At 40.4% G+C, this 17,851-nt stretch carries 14 protein-coding genes, 1 tRNA gene and 3 rRNA genes; 2 read left to right on the forward strand and 16 right to left on the reverse strand.

The genetic code is table 11. The features are described 5' to 3' along the window. Window positions 1-2 precede the first annotated feature (2 nt). The 14 genes from gmhA to aroQ form a co-directional block, all read right to left on the reverse strand. Entirely contained in the window at window positions 3-596 is a 594-nt protein-coding gene (gene gmhA, locus ETP70_RS08420; protein ID WP_151900772.1) for a D-sedoheptulose 7-phosphate isomerase, read from the reverse strand. Between the two features lie 120 nt (window positions 597-716). Then, window positions 717-832, reverse strand: a 5S ribosomal RNA gene (rrf, locus tag ETP70_RS08425). A gap of 256 nt (window positions 833-1,088) precedes the next feature. Further along, window positions 1,089-3,981 (reverse strand): 23S ribosomal RNA (locus tag ETP70_RS08430). 288 nt (window positions 3,982-4,269) lie between these two features. After that, window positions 4,270-4,346, reverse strand: a tRNA-Ile gene (locus ETP70_RS08435). A 286-nt stretch (window positions 4,347-4,632) separates the two neighbouring features. Next, window positions 4,633-6,152, reverse strand: a 16S ribosomal RNA gene (locus ETP70_RS08440). The 16S, 23S and 5S rRNA genes sit together here with 1 tRNA gene alongside, the layout of an rRNA operon. Window positions 6,153-6,600: 448 nt before the next feature. Further along, on the reverse strand, window positions 6,601-7,626 hold the full coding sequence (gene mnmA, locus ETP70_RS08445; RefSeq protein WP_151900773.1) for a tRNA 2-thiouridine(34) synthase MnmA: 1,026 nt from the start codon (window positions 7,624-7,626) through the stop codon (window positions 6,601-6,603). 20 nt (window positions 7,627-7,646) lie between these two features. After that, window positions 7,647-8,531 carry a flagellar motor switch protein FliY gene (fliY, locus tag ETP70_RS08450; RefSeq protein WP_151900774.1) on the reverse strand — a complete coding sequence of 295 codons (885 nt, stop codon included), beginning with the start codon at window positions 8,529-8,531 and terminating at the stop codon, window positions 7,647-7,649. A 3-nt stretch (window positions 8,532-8,534) separates the two neighbouring features. Then, window positions 8,535-9,635: a flagellar motor switch protein FliM gene (gene fliM, locus ETP70_RS08455; RefSeq protein ID WP_151900775.1), complete on the reverse strand. Its 1,101-nt coding sequence runs from the start codon at window positions 9,633-9,635 to the stop codon at window positions 8,535-8,537. Window position 9,636: 1 nt separating this feature from the next. Next, the gene (locus tag ETP70_RS08460; protein ID WP_151900776.1) at window positions 9,637-10,323 is read right to left on the reverse strand and encodes an RNA polymerase sigma factor FliA; all 687 of its coding nucleotides are present in this window, start codon (window positions 10,321-10,323) and stop codon (window positions 9,637-9,639) included. Beyond that, window positions 10,320-10,655 carry a hypothetical protein gene (locus tag ETP70_RS08465; RefSeq protein WP_151900777.1) on the reverse strand — a complete coding sequence of 112 codons (336 nt, stop codon included), beginning with the start codon at window positions 10,653-10,655 and terminating at the stop codon, window positions 10,320-10,322. The genes ETP70_RS08460 and ETP70_RS08465 overlap by 4 nt, the downstream gene beginning before the upstream one ends. Before the next feature lie 18 nt (window positions 10,656-10,673). Continuing rightward, entirely contained in the window at window positions 10,674-11,552 is an 879-nt protein-coding gene (locus ETP70_RS08470) for a MinD/ParA family protein (RefSeq protein WP_151900778.1), read from the reverse strand. After that, window positions 11,549-12,829: a flagellar biosynthesis GTPase FlhF gene (gene flhF / locus ETP70_RS08475; protein WP_151900779.1), complete on the reverse strand. Its 1,281-nt coding sequence runs from the start codon at window positions 12,827-12,829 to the stop codon at window positions 11,549-11,551. The genes ETP70_RS08470 and flhF overlap by 4 nt, the downstream gene beginning before the upstream one ends. Then, window positions 12,826-13,314, reverse strand: coding sequence for a 2-amino-4-hydroxy-6-hydroxymethyldihydropteridine diphosphokinase (gene folK, locus ETP70_RS08480; protein ID WP_151900780.1), 489 nt, complete (start codon window positions 13,312-13,314; stop codon window positions 12,826-12,828). The genes flhF and folK overlap by 4 nt, the downstream gene beginning before the upstream one ends. A gap of 8 nt (window positions 13,315-13,322) precedes the next feature. Further along, window positions 13,323-13,802 (reverse strand): type II 3-dehydroquinate dehydratase, encoded by a 480-nt coding sequence (gene aroQ / locus ETP70_RS08485; RefSeq protein ID WP_151900781.1) that lies wholly within the window; start codon window positions 13,800-13,802, stop codon window positions 13,323-13,325. 93 nt (window positions 13,803-13,895) lie between these two features. Between aroQ and mqnF the strand changes: the two genes are divergently transcribed. Beyond that, complete coding sequence (gene mqnF / locus ETP70_RS08490; RefSeq protein WP_151900782.1) at window positions 13,896-15,119, forward strand: aminofutalosine deaminase family hydrolase; 1,224 nt, start codon at window positions 13,896-13,898, stop codon at window positions 15,117-15,119. Then, window positions 15,120-15,989, forward strand: coding sequence for a signal peptide peptidase SppA (gene sppA, locus ETP70_RS08495; protein ID WP_151900783.1), 870 nt, complete (start codon window positions 15,120-15,122; stop codon window positions 15,987-15,989). Between the two features lie 10 nt (window positions 15,990-15,999). Here sppA and ETP70_RS08500 read toward each other — a convergent pair whose 3' ends face one another. Next, a complete protein-coding gene (locus tag ETP70_RS08500; protein ID WP_151900784.1) occupies window positions 16,000-16,599 on the reverse strand; it encodes an FmdE family protein in 600 nt (199 codons plus the stop codon). Next, entirely contained in the window at window positions 16,596-17,849 is a 1,254-nt protein-coding gene (gene xseA / locus ETP70_RS08505; protein WP_151901533.1) for an exodeoxyribonuclease VII large subunit, read from the reverse strand. Before xseA ends, ETP70_RS08500 begins: the two co-directional genes overlap by 4 nt. Window positions 17,850-17,851: the final 2 nt, after the last annotated feature.

The following is a 17,851-nucleotide window of genomic DNA, read 5'->3' on the forward strand; positions in this document are numbered from 1 at the left end:
TCTTATCTGCCAACACCCTCACCAAATATCTCTTTCTCAATGATGTCGCAAAGAATATGTCCTATCAATATATGAGCTTCCTGAATTCTAGGTGTTGCATTTGAAGGAACAATAAGGGCAATATCAGCCATTTTTGCCATTTCACCACCATCACGACCCGTGAGAGCAACTGTCATAATCTTTTTTTTCTTTGCAGACTCAAATGCCTTAATAATATTAAGTGAATTACCAGAAGTTGAAATACCGATAAAAATATCACCTTCTTGTCCCATTCCTTCAAGTTGACGGGAAAAGACCTGATCATATCCGTAATCGTTGCCAATGGCAGTAAGATTTGATGTATCTGTAGTAAGCGCCAATGAAGGAATGGAAGGTCTGTCAAAACCGTACCTGCCCACAAGTTCCGCAGCAATATGCTGTGCATCCGCAGCACTGCCTCCGTTTCCTGCAAGAATTGTTTTTTTGTTTGCATGACGGTATATATTCACGCACTCATACGCCACCTTTTCTATCTTAGAAAGTAAATCATCATTTTCATAAATAGCCTGTTTTGTTTCATATGATTTTTTAATTTGATCTTTTATATATTTTTTCATATATCATCCTAAAATTATATATAAAATAATATCATAGAATTACTTAGTAAAAGGTAGATTTGGTAAAAAAGTCAGTTGTTTGATTAAAAAGATTGAAAGTTAGAAAGAAAAATCTGATCAACTAGGCAGCGACCTACATTCCCACAAGTGAAACCTGCAGTATTATCAGCGATGAGAGGCTTAGCTTCTGGGTTCGGAATGGGGCCAGGCGTTTCCCTCTCTCTATAGCCACCTAGACAAGATCAGATATAAAGACATCTGACTGATGTATTTATATCTGATCTTATATCAGTTAAGAGTTGAGTAATATCAATTGTTAAAGTCAACAAACTCTTCGGAACCCAGACTTCAGTCTGGGCTAATTGGCTTAAAAGCCTAAAAGGCAAGGTTAAAACCTTGTTTCCGTCATACTAAATAACTTCTTAACATATCTCTTATTAGTATATATACACTAAATAAGGTAGTGAAGCAATTGTGTTCATTTAAGAACTTGGTAAAAAGACAAACGTACTATTAGTACTGGTCAGCTAAACACATTGCTGTGCGTACACATCCAGCCTATCAAGCTTGTAGTCTTCAAGCGTACTTCAGGGAACGTTCATCTTGGAGTTGGCTTCCCGCTTAGATGCTTTCAGCGGTTATCTCATCCGTGCGTAGCTACCCAGCTATGCCCTTGGCAGGACAACTGGTGCACCAGTGGCACGTCCAACCCGGTCCTCTCGTACTAGGGTCAGCTCTCCTCAACGTTCCTACGCCCACGGAAGATAGGGACCGAACTGTCTCACGACGTTCTGAACCCAGCTCGCGTACCGCTTTAAATGGCGAACAGCCATACCCTTGGGACCTGCTCCAGCCCCAGGATGCGATGAGCCGACATCGAGGTGCCAAACCTCCCCGTCGATGTGAGCTCTTGGGGGAGATCAGCCTGTTATCCCCGGCGTACCTTTTATCCTTTGAGCGATGGCCCTTCCACACAGAACCACCGGATCACTATGACCGTCTTTCGACTCTGCTCGACTTGTATGTCTCACAGTCAGTCCGGCTTATGCCATTATACTCTACGAAGGATTTCCAACCCTTCTGAGCCGAACTTTGTAAGCCTCCGTTACTTTTTAGGAGGCGACCGCCCCAGTCAAACTACCCACCAGACATTGTCCTCGCACGAGATAATCGTACGGAGTTAGCTATCAGAATATTCAAGGGTGGTATCTCAAGGATGCCTCCTCCAGAACTGGCGTCCTGGATTCAACGGCTCCCACCTATCCTGCACATGAATATCCCAATAGCAGTGTCAAGCTATAGTAAAGGTGCACGGGGTCTTTCCGTCTTTCCGCGGGTAGGAGGAATTTTCACCTCCACTACAATTTCACTGGATCCCTTGTTGAGACAGCTCCCATCTCGTTACGCCATTCATGCAGGTCGGTATTTAACCGACAAGGAATTTCGCTACCTTAGGACCGTTATAGTTACGGCCGCCGTTTACTCGGGCTTCAATTCATGCCTTCGCCGAAGCTAAGCAATCCTTTTAACCTTCGAGCACCGGGCAGGCGTCACACCCTATACATCCACTTACGTGTTAGCAGAGTGCTGTGTTTTTGGTAAACAGTCGGGAGGGACTCTTTGCTGCGACCCGTCAGTGCTTTGGAGAGTAAATCTCCTAACACTTAGGGCACACCTTATACCGAAGATACGGTGCTAGTTTGCAGAGTTCCTTAACAAGGGTTCATCCACGCGCCTTAGAATACTCATCTCACCCACCTGTGTCGGTTTACGGTACGGGCAACATTACATCTCGTTTAGAGGCTTTTCTCGGCACGACAGTATCAAGGGTTCTGGTCGCTCTCCGAAAAGATTGACCAGCCTGTCAGATCTCGGTCTCATGTAGCGCGGATTTGCCTACGCTACGACCTACGTCCTTCGAGCCACTATTCCATCAGTGACCCCCTTTAACTCTATGCGTCCCCCCATCACTCAAACGATGTAATGTCGGTATCGGAATATTAACCGATTTGCCATCGTCTACCCCTTTCGGACTCGACTTAGGTCCCGACTAACCCTACGATGACGAGCATCGCGTAGGAAACCTTGGGTTTACGGCGAAGAAGATTCTCACTTCTTTTCTCGCTACTCATGCCTGCATGCTCACTTCCATCCGCTCCAGTACTCCTTACCGGTATACCTTCAGCGCTGAATGGAACGCTCTCCTACCACTTACAGTAAACTGTAAATCTAAAGCTTCGGTGTTTATCTTAGCCCCGTTATATTTTCGGCGCAGAATCGCTAGACCAGTGAGCTGTTACGCTTTCTTTAAAGGATGGCTGCTTCTAAGCCAACCTCCTGGTTGTCACAGCAACTCCACATCCTTTTCCACTTAGATAAAACTTTGGGACCTTAGCTGTTAGTCTGGGTTGTTCCCCTCTCGACATAGGATTTTATCACCCTACGCCTGACTCCCGAGGTTACACGTATAGTATTCGGAGTTTGATAGGGTTTGGTACCGCGGTAAGCAGCCCTAGCCCTGTCAGTGCTCTACCCCTATACGCTAATGCTCGAGGCTATACCTAAATATATTTCGGAGAGAACCAGCTATCACTGAGTTTGATTGGCCTTTCACCCCTATCCACAAGTCATCCCAAGAATTTTCAACTTCTACGGGTTCGGTCCTCCACTGGCTCTTACACCAGCTTCAACCTGCTCATGGATAGATCACTCAGTTTCGGGTCTGCAGCATCTGACTATGTCGCCCTATTAAGACTCGCTTTCGCTACGGCTTCTCGTTCGATTAACCTTGCCAGATACCACAACTCGCAGGCTCATTATGCAAAAGGCAGTCCGTCACACTTATTTAATAGTGCTCCGAATGATTGTAAGCCATAGGTTTCAGGTTCTATTTCACTCCGCTCACCGCGGTCCTTTTCACCTTTCCCTCACGGTACTTGTTCGCTATCGGTCTAGTAGTAGTATTTAGGGTTGGAGGGTGGTCCCCCCATATTCAGTCAAGATAACACGTGTCCCGACCTACTCGTTCCATACCTTAGTTCCACATAAATGTTTTCGCTTACGGGAGTATCACCCTCTATGCTCATCCTTTCCAGAATGTTCTGCTAACAAATATGCTAAATGTATGCGCCCTATTCCAATTTCGCTCGCCGCTACTCTCGGAATCTCGTTTGATTTCTCTTCCTTTGGGTACTGAGATGTTTCACTTCCCCAAGTTCGCCCCACCCGAAGGTGGTAACACGAATCGCTCCGTGCTGGGTCGCCCCATTCAGAAATTCCCGGATCAAAGCTTCTTGGCAGCTCCCCGAGACTTTTCGCAGCCTAGTACGTCTTTCATCGCCTCTACTAGCCAAGGCATCCACCTATGGCCCTTAATATCTTTTTATTCTATGTTGCGTTCACTACCTTATTTAATGTATGAATACATTAAACAAGATGAATGATCTGTTATTGTAGTTATTTAGTTTTTAATTATATCTCTATAATTAAAGTTGTTGACTTTAACAATTGTAATTTAATGATCGTTTGGTTTTTAAACCAAATATAAATTCTTATGACTTTAAGAACTTATATTTAATTTAGAAACTTGTTTCTTAGATGAGTTGTGCTTAAAAAAGAAGCGAAGCATACTTTAGTATGTGAGTTTCTTTTTTAAGTGCAAATCGCTAAGAAATGGTGGGCCTACCAGGACTTGAACCTGGGACCTCACCCTTATCAGGGGTGCACTCTAACCAGCTGAGCTATAGGCCCTTTCTGGTGCTTTTAACTTTATTCTGCGTCAGAACCTTTACTTCAGTTGTCACGTACAGTTTATACGCTCCGCCTTCAGCAAAGAACCTTCCTTGACTAAAGCTAAAATCCCTCAGAAAGCAAAGCCCTCTCAAGGTTACACCTTTGACATAATCGTAATTCAAATGAACACAGATCACTGAAAACTAAGCAAGTAAGTAACTTTTGAAACAACTAATAAACTATTTCTCGTGTGAGATTTTCTTTTGAATGAAGTAGTCAAACGAATGACTCTTCTTTACTCTAGAAAGGAGGTGATCCAACCGCAGGTTCTCCTACGGTTACCTTGTTACGACTTCACCCCAGTCGCTAATTCCACCGTAAGCGGTAGCCCCCGAAGGTTGGCTTCCCGATTTCGGGTGAAATCAACTCCCATGGTGTGACGGGCGGTGAGTACAAGACCCGGGAACGTATTCACCGTAGCATTGCTGATCTACGATTACTAGTGATTCCAGCTTCATGGAGTCGAGTTGCAGACTCCAATCCGAACTGAGAGACGCTTTAAGTGATTAGCTCCACCTCGCGGTATCGCAACACTCTGTACGCCCCATTGTAGCACGTGTGTAGCCCTAGCCATAAGGGCCATGATGACTTGACGTCGTCCTCACCTTCCTCCTCCTTACGAAGGCAGTCTCCTTAGAGTGCTCAGCTTAACCTGCTAGCAACTAAGGACGAGGGTTGCGCTCGTTGCGGGACTTAACCCAACATCTCACGACACGAGCTGACGACAGCCGTGCAGCACCTGTTTTCGAGCTCCCAAAAGGGCACCCCGCCATCTCTGGCAGGTTCTCTCAATGTCAAGGCTAGGTAAGGTTCTTCGCGTATCTTCGAATTAAACCACATGCTCCACCACTTGTGCGGGTCCCCGTCTATTCCTTTGAGTTTTAATCTTGCGACCGTACTCCCCAGGCGGTTCACTTAATCTGTTAAGTGCATCACCGCCCTGACTAGCAGAGCGACGACTAGTGAACATCGTTTAGGGCGTGGACTACCAGGGTATCTAATCCTGTTTGCTCCCCACGCTTTCACGCCTTAGCGTCAGTTATGTTCCAGGAGATCGCCTTCGCTTTCGGTATTCCTAGTGATATCTACGGATTTTACCCCTACACCACTAATTCCATCTCCCCCTCCCATACTCTAGGTCGGCAGTTTCAAATGCAGTTCTACAGTTAAGCTGTAGGATTTCACATCTGACTTGCCAACCCGCCTACGCGTCCTTTACGCCCAGTGATTCCGAATAACGCTTGCACCCTCCGTATTACCGCGGCTGCTGGCACGGAGTTAGCCGGTGCTTATTCATATGCTACCGTCATTTTCTTGACATATAAAAGGAGTTTACACACCGAAATGCGTCATCCTCCACGCGGCGTTGCTGCATCAGGGTTTCCCCCATTGTGCAATATTCCTCACTGCTGCCTCCCGTAGGAGTCTGGTCCGTGTCTCAGTACCAGTGTGGCGGATCATCCTCTCAAACCCGCTACCCGTCATCGCCTTGGTAGTCTCTTACACTACCAACTAGCTGATGGGATATAGACCGATCCCTTGGCGGAATCCATTTCCCGACTTATCTTGTGATAAGAAGGAGTATCCGGTATTAATCATCGTTTCCAATGGCTATCCCGGTCCAAGGGGCACATTATCTATATATTACTCACCCGTGCGCCACTCGTCAGCATAGTAGCAAGCTACCATCTGTTACCGTTCGACTTGCATGTGTTAAGCACGCCGCCAGCGTTCATTCTGAGCCAGGATCAAACTCTCCATAATTGTTATTACAGAAAGATAAGTAAACTTATTACTGATCTTTTGCCCAAGATTATTAAATCATTGGCTTTGTTATTTTAAGTCTTAATAAAACTGCTTAAGGTTCTATTACTAGACTGTATAGTTATCTATTACTATTAAGGGAACCATACAGGCAAGCCTGTATGGATTTCAAAATAGAATAGACGGTTGTTGTTTATTAGTTATTTCTAAGTAATTTATCTCTTTAACTCTAAAGTTAAAAAGTCTCTTACTTGCTTAGTTTTCAATGATCTCAAACATTTTTAAAAGCTTCTACTTGAAGTCTCTCTAGGCCTTTTAAATCAGGTCTCTCTGTTTGTGGATGGGAATTATAGGGGAGTATTGCTTAGAGACTGCTTAATGTTTGGTGGGTTTTTTAAAAAGTTTTTGAAGTTTTTATTTGTTACTTTTTATAGAAGTTTGTTGGCAGCTAAGACTCTATAATCCAGCCGCCGCCTATAAGTTTATAATCATCATAAAATACCGCGGCCTGTCCGACTGCAACACCGAATACACTCTCTTCGAGTTTCAGATAGGCTACATCTGCTTCTATTTTTACATGGCACTTGACTGCTTTAGTTCTGTAACGCAGTTTCACTGTTGTGTCAAACTCTTTTCTGTCATCAAACATATTGAGATTATTGAGTTTTACATCATAACATGCCAGATCTTCTTTTTTCCCGACAACTATTTGATTTTTTTTCGGATTAATACTCAGTACAAAATGAGGATCATGGGCACCATGTACTGTAAAGCCTTTACGCTTTCCAATCGTATAGTGCATATATCCCTTATGTTCACCTATAACATTGCCATTTTGATCAAGAACTTCTCCCGGCTGATCAACCTGAACATAGTCTTTTAAAAGGTCCGTATATGTTGTTTCCACAAAACAGATTTCACTTGATTCTGCCTGAGATGAAAATGATTCCAATCCTTTTATGGATGCAGCCAACGCTTTTATATCTTTTTTATGTCTTTCACCTAATGGAAATTTTAATCTTGGTAGAATTTCTCTGTTAATATAAAAAAGAAAATAACTTTGATCTTTTGTATCATCATCTGCAGAGTAAAGATACTTTCCATCTGTTTTAATGTAATGTCCGGTTGCCAAATACTCTGCACCGATTTCATCAGCGAATTTTATCATTTCACCAAACTTAAGATTTCTGTTGCACAGGGCACACGGATTTGGAGTTTTTCCTTCAGCGTATGTATCAATAAACGGTTGAAATACTTTTTCATTAAATGTTTTTTGTAAATCCAGTACATGCAATTTAATACCGACAAAGTCAGCAGCTTTTTGTGCACGTGCCTGGTGAATTTCATGATATCCGGGTTTTGAATGAAGTTTCATATATAATCCTTCAACTTCATACCCTTGCTCTTTTAACAATAAAGAAGTAATTGTTGAATCAACCCCTCCACTCATTCCTACTAAAACTTTTTCTTTCATTATGTCCTCAAACTTTCTTATTAACCTTTAAGCTGTGTTAATCTTTCTTTTTTCGTGCCTATCGTTGTTACTTGTATTCCAAAGTTGCCATCTACAATAACTACTTCACCCTGTGCTATCACATGATTATCTACCAAAATATCCAACGGATCATTTGCCAATTGGTTTAATTCAATAACCGAGCCGATATCCATATTCAGTACATCTTTTAGCAACATTCTTTTTTTCCCGATTCTTACCTTTACAGGAAGTTTTACATCCATAATAAGAGCAATGTTTTTCATCTCTTCACTGCTCAAGGTAATATCTTCTTCACAATTTGATATTACATGTTCCGAAGTATCGGCACTGCTCGCATGGTCATGTGCATTTACTGTTTCTTTTGAAGATTCTGCTGGAAACAGGACATTTTTTAATTTTTCATCTATAATAAACATCAGTAATGAATGCACGGATTCCAGGTTAAACTTATATACATACATTCTGCTGAAAGCTTCGAGACTTACTTCATCATTATCGCCGACCAATTCTATATTTTCAATACTGAAAGACAAAACAGGCAACTCTTTTTGAGCAGAAAGCGTATTTGCAATAGCACCAAAAATATTTGATACTATCTCTTTTGTAGCATCCATATCGTCTTCGCTTACATCTTCTCTCTCACTGGCTTCTTCACCCATCATCATATCTGAAAGTGATGCTGCCAGATTTGGTGGTAACGCTACCATTGCCTCTGCATCCACATCTCCGCTTACCTTGATTTTTACCAAAACAATTGGCGGAACAATGTTTGAAATGATGCTTAATTCCTGTTCTTCTTTTAACTCTAAAGTTGGAGCAGTTCCAATAAGTGCTTCAATAGTACCAACTGTTTCATCTTCAAATAGTTTTATAAAGTCACTCATTTTTTACTCCTCATATTTGTTTTCAAATTCCGTTTCACCTTCATGAATTATATCTTTAACCCCGGAAATTTTTTCGTGTCTTTGTTTTTCTAAATTCTCAAGTGCACGCTTGACGGTATCTTTTTCTGTTTCAATAATCTCTGTAATACTAATTGATTTTCTGAACCTCCGCAGTCCTATTTCACCACGAAATCTCTCTTTTCCATCTACTGCAACAGTCACAATGTCATCTGCAGCACTTGAGAGCCTGATTACATCACCGATTTTCAATTCAAGTATATCATGCATAGTTAAATCTGCATCACCCAAATTTGCTTCTACATTTACTTTTGCCCCACCGAGAAGAACCTTCAGCTCCATATTTCTGCTTTTTTTAGAACTTGTTTCGTTTAACATTAAATCACGGCTTGCAAGTTTTGGCAAAACAGGTTCCAATGAGATAACAGGATAGCATATATTCATCATACCGGAACTGTGCCCTATGATGATTTCCATTACCACCATAACAACAATTTCGTTTTGTGCAACAATTTGAACGACATTCGGAGAAGATTCTTTGGATTCTATTGCCGGATAAATTTCCATAACAGGAGCCCATGCCTCTTTTAGCGTGCTCATCATAACACGAAGTATTGTTTCAAACAGGCTGAGTTCTATATCTGAAAATTCCCGACTTGCATCGAAAGGTTCTCCTTTTCCTCCAAGCAATCTGTCAAGCATAGGAAAAGCAATGGAAGGATTGATTTCTATAATGCCGCTTCCCTCAAGAGGCTTCACCGAAAATACATTAAAACTTGTAGGGTTTGGCAAACTCATCAAAAATTCACCATAGGTCATCTGATCAACAGAGTGAAGCTGTATTTCAACAATAGAACGCATAATTGAAGATATCTGAGAAGCCAGACTTCTGGCCATTTTGTCATGAACACCGCGAAATGCACGAAGCTGCTCTTTTGAAACCCTGTTTGGACGTTTAAAATCATAGAGAGTTACCTGCCGTTGAGGCAAAAGAGCATCTTCATCACTCTCTAAGACATTTTCACCTTCATCTTCAACAACATCCAAAAGCGCATCGATTTCTTCCTGTGATAGTATATCTGCCATGTTATGCTCCTATACTCTCTTTAATTTTTTGGATTACAGACTTGTGAATTTGTGAGATACGGGACTCAGTTATATCTAAAATATCACTAATTTCTTTTAAAGTCAACTCTTCAAAGTAGTATAGCTGAATTATCATCTGTTCTCTCTCTTTATAAGAGGAAAGAACTTTTTTTATTACGCCAATCAACTCTTCTTTTTCAATTTGAACAAGCGCTGCACCCTCATCACCAATTTGCAACTGATCATGCAGAGGCATGACTGTATAAATATTTGAAGCGATGCGTGCTTCATGAACTTTTTCAATACTTTCGCCCAGTATATCTGCCAGTTCTTCATCACTCGGTTCTTCGTCATGTGTCAGCATATATTCCTGAACTGCATAATCTATAGCTTTTACAAGTTTACGGCTGGCACGGCTTAAAATATCCAGACTTCTCAAATAGTCAAGCATTGCACCATAAACTCTTTTTTTTGCATAGCCCCAAAAAGAGTCATTGAGCTTTTCATCATATCGCCTTGCCAGTTTTATAAGTTCTTCTGTCCCGATTGCTGAAAGATCACTAAAATCCACCGAACTTGGAAGCCGCTCTTTGAGCCGAAAAGCCATTGCTTTTACGGCAGGAAGATATTGCAGTGCCAGTTCATCTTCTTTGTGTTTGAGATCTTGAAGGTAGGCATTTTTTGTCATAATTTTTGTCCGGCTACATCTTCAGAGTTCATTTTGACAGCAATATCTGTAATTTTACACGCTGAGTCTATCAGTTTTTCTCTTTTGTTTATCTCTTTTACAAAAACATCTAGTTCTGTTTCATGGGTTTCTTTTGGAAAATTATAGGCTTTAACCGTTATCGTTCTGTAATAAAGTGCAACAATTACATGTGAAAAAAGATAAAAAAAGATGGTAATAAAAAATGTATAAAGTAATAACCCTTCAGCATCAAAAGATTTTAACAACCCAAAGATTATTCCTACAAAAAACCCTTGAACAGTAAAAAAATAAACAAAGTTTTCACCAAACATAACTACCCCAAATAAGACTTAAAAATGATCCATTAATCTTTTAAACAGACCTGACAATCCACTTTCATTGGATGTAACCAGCACATTTCGTTCCAGCTTTTGTGTAATTTTACGCACAATTGCATCTATGTCTTTGCTCGGCTGTGATGCAGGATAAAGCATTCTAAAAAGTGCACGCTGCTTTACCGATGTTGAAACTTTTGCATCAGCATTCATTTTCCCAATCAACTGCAAATCCAGTTTTTCACCTATATTTGCCTTGGCAACTTTTTTAATTTTTTCAAAAACACCAAAAGCCTCTTTTTCATTTTTCACCTGATTCATTATCATAAATACATCATTTCTGAGTGTCGCAATTGTTTTAATCGTTGCATATGCATCGGTAATTGCTGCAGGATCGGGAACGGTTACAACAATTACATCATCTGCCGCATTTAAAAACATTTGAATATGCTCTCCAATCCCGGCTCCCGTATCTATAATCATTACATCAAGTTTGTTCAAGACCTGTGCTTCTTGCATAAATCTGTCAAACAGTGCCATATCGGAATATTTTAATATTTCATCACCACTCTCACCAGGAATCAGAATAAGATTACGGGTAATAGGAATTAAAATATCGCTAACCGTCGCTTCACCTTTGAGTACATGTAAAATGTTTTTTTTGATTTTTACATTAAACATAACATCCAGATTGGCCAGTCCTATATCTGCATCAAATATTCCCACATTCAAACCCTGCTGAGACAACGCGTAGGCAAGGTTTGAACTTATAGTACTTTTGCCTACCCCGCCTTTACCGCTTGTAATTGCGATAAAACGTGTTTTTTTTGATTTTTTCTTTTGGGAATTTGAAGCAACCAGTTCTTCAAGCTTTTGCGCCTGATTCCCAATCATACCTTACTCCTGTTAAATCCGTTCAAAAGACACTCAATTAAAAAATCACTGCTCGCACATACTAAATCTTCCGGTACTTCCTGACCTACAGAAAAATAACTTATCGGTTTTTTTGTTTCATAAGCCAGCGAAAAAATATTTCCAAAACCCATTGTCTCATCCAGCTTTGTAAACATCAGTGTATCTACACCCAGTGTTGAAAAACTGTCATAGGTCACTTTTAAGTCTTCATATTTAATTGAACTTGGCATTACCAGTACTACATCCACATTGTATTGCGTGTTGTTTGCATTCAGACACTCATATATTTTTTCAATTTTCACTCTGTCATAAGGACTCGATCCCATTGTATCAATCAATATATAGTCACAATATTTGAGAGATTCCAGAGCGCTTGAAAACTCCGGAGGGTCAACAACTGTTTCAATTCCAAGTTTCATCATTCGTGCATACTGCATCAACTGCTCGACTGCCCCTATACGATAGGTGTCAAGCACAACCAGTCCGACTTTGTACTTTTTTTCCATTAAAAAAGAGTATCTGGCAGCAAGTTTGGCAATAGAAGTTGTCTTTCCCACACCTGTTGGTCCGACAAGCATAATAACTTTTTTCGCACCTATATTAGGCAGTGTTTCTCTTCGGATAGGAACCATTTTTCGAAGTATTGTTTGAAAATACCTTTTTACGGTGGAAGAGTTTTCTCGCATTTTCAACGGCATATGTTCCAAAGTAACCTGCATAAGAGTATCCAGATGTTCCCTGTTCATTCCGCTTTGTGAGGCAAGACGATAAATTTCAGAAAATTCCGACGGAATTTGACTTGAAAGATTTGGTGACTTTTCATCCCAAAACATATTTTGAATAATTTTTACCTTATCTGTCAGTTTATTGATTTCAGATTTTATCTCTTTTAGCTCTTTGGGTTCAACAGAAGCAGCTGTTTGTTGCAACGGTGAAGGCTGATATAGGTTCTCCAAAGGATCGGTCACATTTGAAATTTTAGAAATTTGTTGTGCCGCATTGGAAATATCAAAAAGTATTTCCCGACTCTCTTCTTTGAGCGGTTGCTGTTTAGAAAGCGGTTTTTTTGTTTTTTTATAGGTAGCCGGAATCATTTCTTCATCTATACCGATTACTATCTCATAGAGGGCTTCTCTGCCTAAAGCTTTTTTTTGAATCTCTTTGGTTTCAATGAGCATCCCCTCATCCCCAATTTCCATTTTTGCTTTTTTGAGTGCCTCTGACGGACTGCGCCCGGTAAATGTCAATATTTTCATCTACCAACACCTGACAAAGGTATCATTACACTTTCTCTTTGCGCATAAAAAGGATGTGGCACAATTAAATCTTGTGTATGTATTGTACGGTTATCAAAAAATATAATATCCAAATCTAGCGTCCTTGGTGCATTTTCAAAAGTTCTTTTTCTGCCAAATTTTTTTTCCAATCTCAGTAAATAGCGCAAAAAAACTCTTGGCTGCATTGAAGTTTTTAAAACAAGTATTGAGTTGAAAAAATCATCCTGGTCTGTATAGCCAAAAGGAGGATTTTTTAAAATCAATGATGTTTTTACTACTGATACTCTTTTGTCTTTTTGCAACACCACAAGAAGATGTTCAAATCTTCGACGCACATCTCCGACATTTCCACCAATACCTACAACAGTTTCATATCTATGCCGACTTTTGCCACGGGCAGTATAAGGGAAATGCAAGTTGTAAAAAGAGGTTAATCTTTTGTTTATCTTGCATTTTCTGTACATGTAAAGACTTAGGCCTGTTTCTGTGCTTGCGCCTGCGCTTCTTGGGCCGCTTTGATTTCGTTCATAATCTGAAGCATACCCATCATAGCCAAATGGTAGCCAAAAGGTCCGAAACCGACAACAGATGATGTGCAGACAGGTGCAATCATATTTTTTTGTCTAAATTCTTCACGTCGGTGAATATTGCTGATATGTACTTCTATGGTAGGCAGGCTTACGGCAGAAATCGCATCACGAATTGCAATAGAAGTATGCGTATAGGCAGCAGCATTGATAATCAATCCCTGTGCTTCACCGTAGCACTCCTGAATTTTATCTACAATTTCACCTTCGAGGTTGCTTTGAAAAAATTCTATTTCCACACCGTTTTGGGTTGCTACATCTTTCATCTGTGCATGAATCTGCTCTAACTTCATCGGACCGTAAATATTTTGTTCACGGATTCCGAGCATGTTTAAATTTGGACCTTGAATAACTACTATTTTCATTTTTACCCTTATTATGATGATTTATCTTCTGAAGGACTATTTTATCCAAACTAATATTAAAAAAAGTGTATAATTTGGAAAAAAGAAAAAAAGATGACAATACTCGTTCCCAATTATATTTTAACACCAGATATACTCCTTGCAGACAAGGCAATTGCATTTGACAAAACCATCCGCTGCATAGGTGTTTTAGAAGAACTGGAGCAGAAATTTCCAGAAGCAGAAATCATACAGTTGCAAAAAAATTCTCTGCTTATGCCCGGCCTTATCAATGCTCATGTACATGTAGAGTTCTCTGCCAATAAAAACCAGCTCAGTTACGGTGATTTCTTAAACTGGCTCTACAGTGTTATAGAAAATCGTGAAGACCTTATCGCAGGCTGTGACCTTACATGTATGGACAAAGCAATAGATGCCATGCTTACAAGCGGTATCACAACCTTTGGTGCCATAAGTTCTCATGCCATGGATCTTGAAGCATGTATAAACGCTCAACAGAATGTTGTATTTTTCAATGAACTTATCGGTTCACAGGCAGGGATGGCGGATGCTCTTTTTAGTGATTTTCTTGCGCGGCTAGATGCCTCAAAAGCTGTTCAAAGGGAAGGATTTTATCCTGCAGTTGCCATTCATTCCCCCTACTCTGTTCACCCGATTCTTATACAAAAAGCTCTCGAGATTGTTAAAAATGAAAATCTAAAACTTACGGCACATTTTATGGAAAGTGAAGCCGAACGCAACTGGCTTGATTCAAGCAGCGGTGATTTTAAGGAATTTTTTAAAACACTGCTCAAACAGGACAAAAGCATCAGTGATGCCAAAGAGTTTTTGAACTATTTTGATGGTTTTGAAGCACTGCTCACACATGCGGTCAAAACAAACGAAGAAGAGTTAGAAAAGATTGCCGAGCAGAATCACACTATCATTCACTGCCCTATATCCAACAGACTCCTTGGCAATCCTACACTCAATATCAAAAAACTAGATGAAAAAAAGATTCGCTGGATTGTTGCGACTGACGGTTTAAGCTCAAACTATCAGCTTGATCTGTTTGAAGAGATGAAAATTTCTCTTTTTATGCACAGTGATGCGCCTCTCTTGAAATTCGCAAAACAACTTATAAAAGGAGTCACCGTCCATGCCGCCCAGGCACTGGGACTCAATACGGGAGAAATTTTAGAAGGCAAAAATGCAGATATGCTTGTTCTTGACCTGGATGCCGAACCAAATGAAGAGTTAGCCATTCATTTAATACTGCATCGCTATAATATCTCAAAAGTTTTCATTAACGGAAAACTTGCAAAAGGAAATGAATAAATGGAATTACTGAAAAAGATATTTTCTCCCATCGCAGCAATTATGAACTATATCCAAAATCATTTCAAAGCCATGCTCTTTGTGCTGATTTTGATTTTACTTTTTGCTCCGGCAAGTGAAAAAGAGTTCACAAACTATAATTTGGAAAAAATCAATCTCAGCGGTCCGATTATGGATGCCGGAGAAGTTGTACAAAAAATAAATAAAGCCGCAAACAACAGTGCTGTAAAAGGTGTCTTGTTCATTGTCGATTCTCCCGGTGGTGCCGTTTCACCTTCTGTCGAAATCGCGTATGCCATCAAAAGACTAAAAGAGCAAAAGCCTGTCATAGCCTATGCCAAAAGCACCATGGCAAGCGGAAGCTATTATGCAAGTATATGGGCTGATAAAATCATAGCAAACCCAGGCAGTATGATAGGCAGCATCGGTGTGATTATGCAGGGTGCCGATTTAAGCGGCATCATGCAAAAACTCGGTATCAAAACACAGGTAGTAAAAGCCGGACGCTACAAACAGATAGGCACACCTGACCGGCCATGGAAAAAGTATGAAATCGCTGAGTTAAACAAGGTCATTCAAGGAACATATGATATGTTTACGAAAGATGTTGCCGATGCAAGACATTTGGATTTTAACAAAAGAGACACCTATGCAAATGCCCATATATTTACGGCAGCACAGGCAAAAAAAGTCGGTCTCATTGACAATATCGGGGTCGAATTTGATGCAAAAAACGCCTTGGCAAAGCTAAGCGGTGTTTTGCATCCTGTATGGAACAAAGAAGACAAGTTTGACAAACTTCTCAAAAAACTCTCCGCCTCAACGGCTGTAATATTAAATACCTACTTCCCTGATCTGATTTTAAAATAAGTTACAGAGTTTACAACTCCGTAACTTCGACGACTTCTTCTAAGTTTTCAAAAATTCTTTTTACTCTCTCTTGCCATAATTCACCAAAATGTTTGATTTCTTCAGAACTGGCTGCTCCGCTTGTCAATTTTTGCATTAACGGCATCATATTCGGTGAAGCCGGTACCGTCGAAGGATTATAATTTACATCTACACTTTTTCCCGTATCTGCTCTTGTAAATCTTGCAGATGCGTCTATATTTGCATTGAAAAACATCAAAGAATGGCGGGCAAACTGTCCGTTTAATCCTTTAAATCCGCTTTTTTCCGTTGCACCTGTAATATGCGAAACAACATTGCCTATCACTCCGGCAACGCCCTCTTCTACAGACTCTTTAAACTCTACTTTTATAGTACCGCGCACGGCTCGCTGATTTGGATATAAAGCTTTTAAAGCCTCGCTTGCCATAATGTAAGCACCGGCAACTGTCGGACAGGAGTGTCCTGCTGCTTTGACAACTTCTAAGTATGTTATTTCATATTCTCCGTTTTCAAAAGCGCCTAAAACCTGCGCCAAAGGGTCTTTGAGTGGTATACTTTGTACGGCATCAAAAAATTGTGGATAATTCATCTGATTTTTTCCTTTTTTAAGACTTTTGCACTGACTATGTATGTGTCACTCTGAGCTTCAAATACATCATCTACATTGAGTGAAGACAAATCCACTACCTGTGAATCCTTTACAATCTGTGCAAAGCCTTTTTTGTTTTTGTATTTTGGATTATTGGATTCTAGCATTTTTTGCAGGTTTAAAAGTTGATTTTGCGCAATATTTAACACGCTCTGAATTGTTTGCGGAAATCGTTGCTGTAATGAATCCACTTCTTTTTTATAATTTTGCAGACGAAAGGTAATTGCCTGCGCAAAATCTTTTTGCAGTTTTTTAATCTCATCAACGCGATATTGTAATTTTTTTTCCACTGAATGTTGGAGATAAGAGTTCTTTACATGTAACAGTTCTTGCTGTAGATTATATACTTTATGGGTTATTTTTTGGGTTAACTGTGTTGATAAAGAGTCTAAATACTGATAGAGTTCATTGGTGTCAGGCAGTATCATCTCCATAGCAGCACTGGGTGTAGGCGCACGCAGGTCTGCCACAAAATCACTGATTACCCAGTCAATTTCATGCCCGACAGCCGAGACTACCGGTGTTTTTGCATGAAAAAGAGCATCAGCAACACTTTCTTCATTAAATGCCCACAAATCTTCAATACTTCCGCCGCCGCGACCTATGACTATAATATCATACCCTTTTGTATCGGCGATTTTGAGAGCATTTACTATAGAAAATGCAGCACCTTCGCCTTGAACAAGCACATCATAGACATCAATTTCCAAAAGTCTGTATCGTGAATTTGCTACGCGCAGCATATCTTGCAGTGCTGCACCGGTCCCTGAAGTAATCAGAGCAATGCGAGATGGAAATTTCGGAAGTTCTTTTTTTCTCTCTGGAGCGAAATAGCCTTGCGCAGAGAGCTTTTGTTTGAGCTGTTCATATGCCAATGCCAAAGCCCCTTGTCCGGCAGGTTCAATGGAAAAACAGTTAATTTGGTAACTTCCGCGCGGTTTATAGAGTGTCACAGCTCCATCTATGATAACCTTCATCCCCTCTTCAAGACGAAATCTCAGCTTTGAAGCATTTCCCCGAAACATCACACAGCTTACAGCCGAGTCTTTGTCTTTGAGTGTAAAATAGATATGTCCTGAGTTGTGAAAAGTAATGCGAGAGAGTTCACCCTCGACAAAAACACGTTCAAAGGTGCTTTCAAGAACAGTTTTTATCTGTTCGTTGAGTGATGAAACGCTGAGTGTATGCATAT

Source organism: Sulfurimonas hydrogeniphila (assembly GCF_009068765.1).
Classification (GTDB): Bacteria; Campylobacterota; Campylobacteria; order Campylobacterales; family Sulfurimonadaceae; genus Sulfurimonas; species Sulfurimonas hydrogeniphila.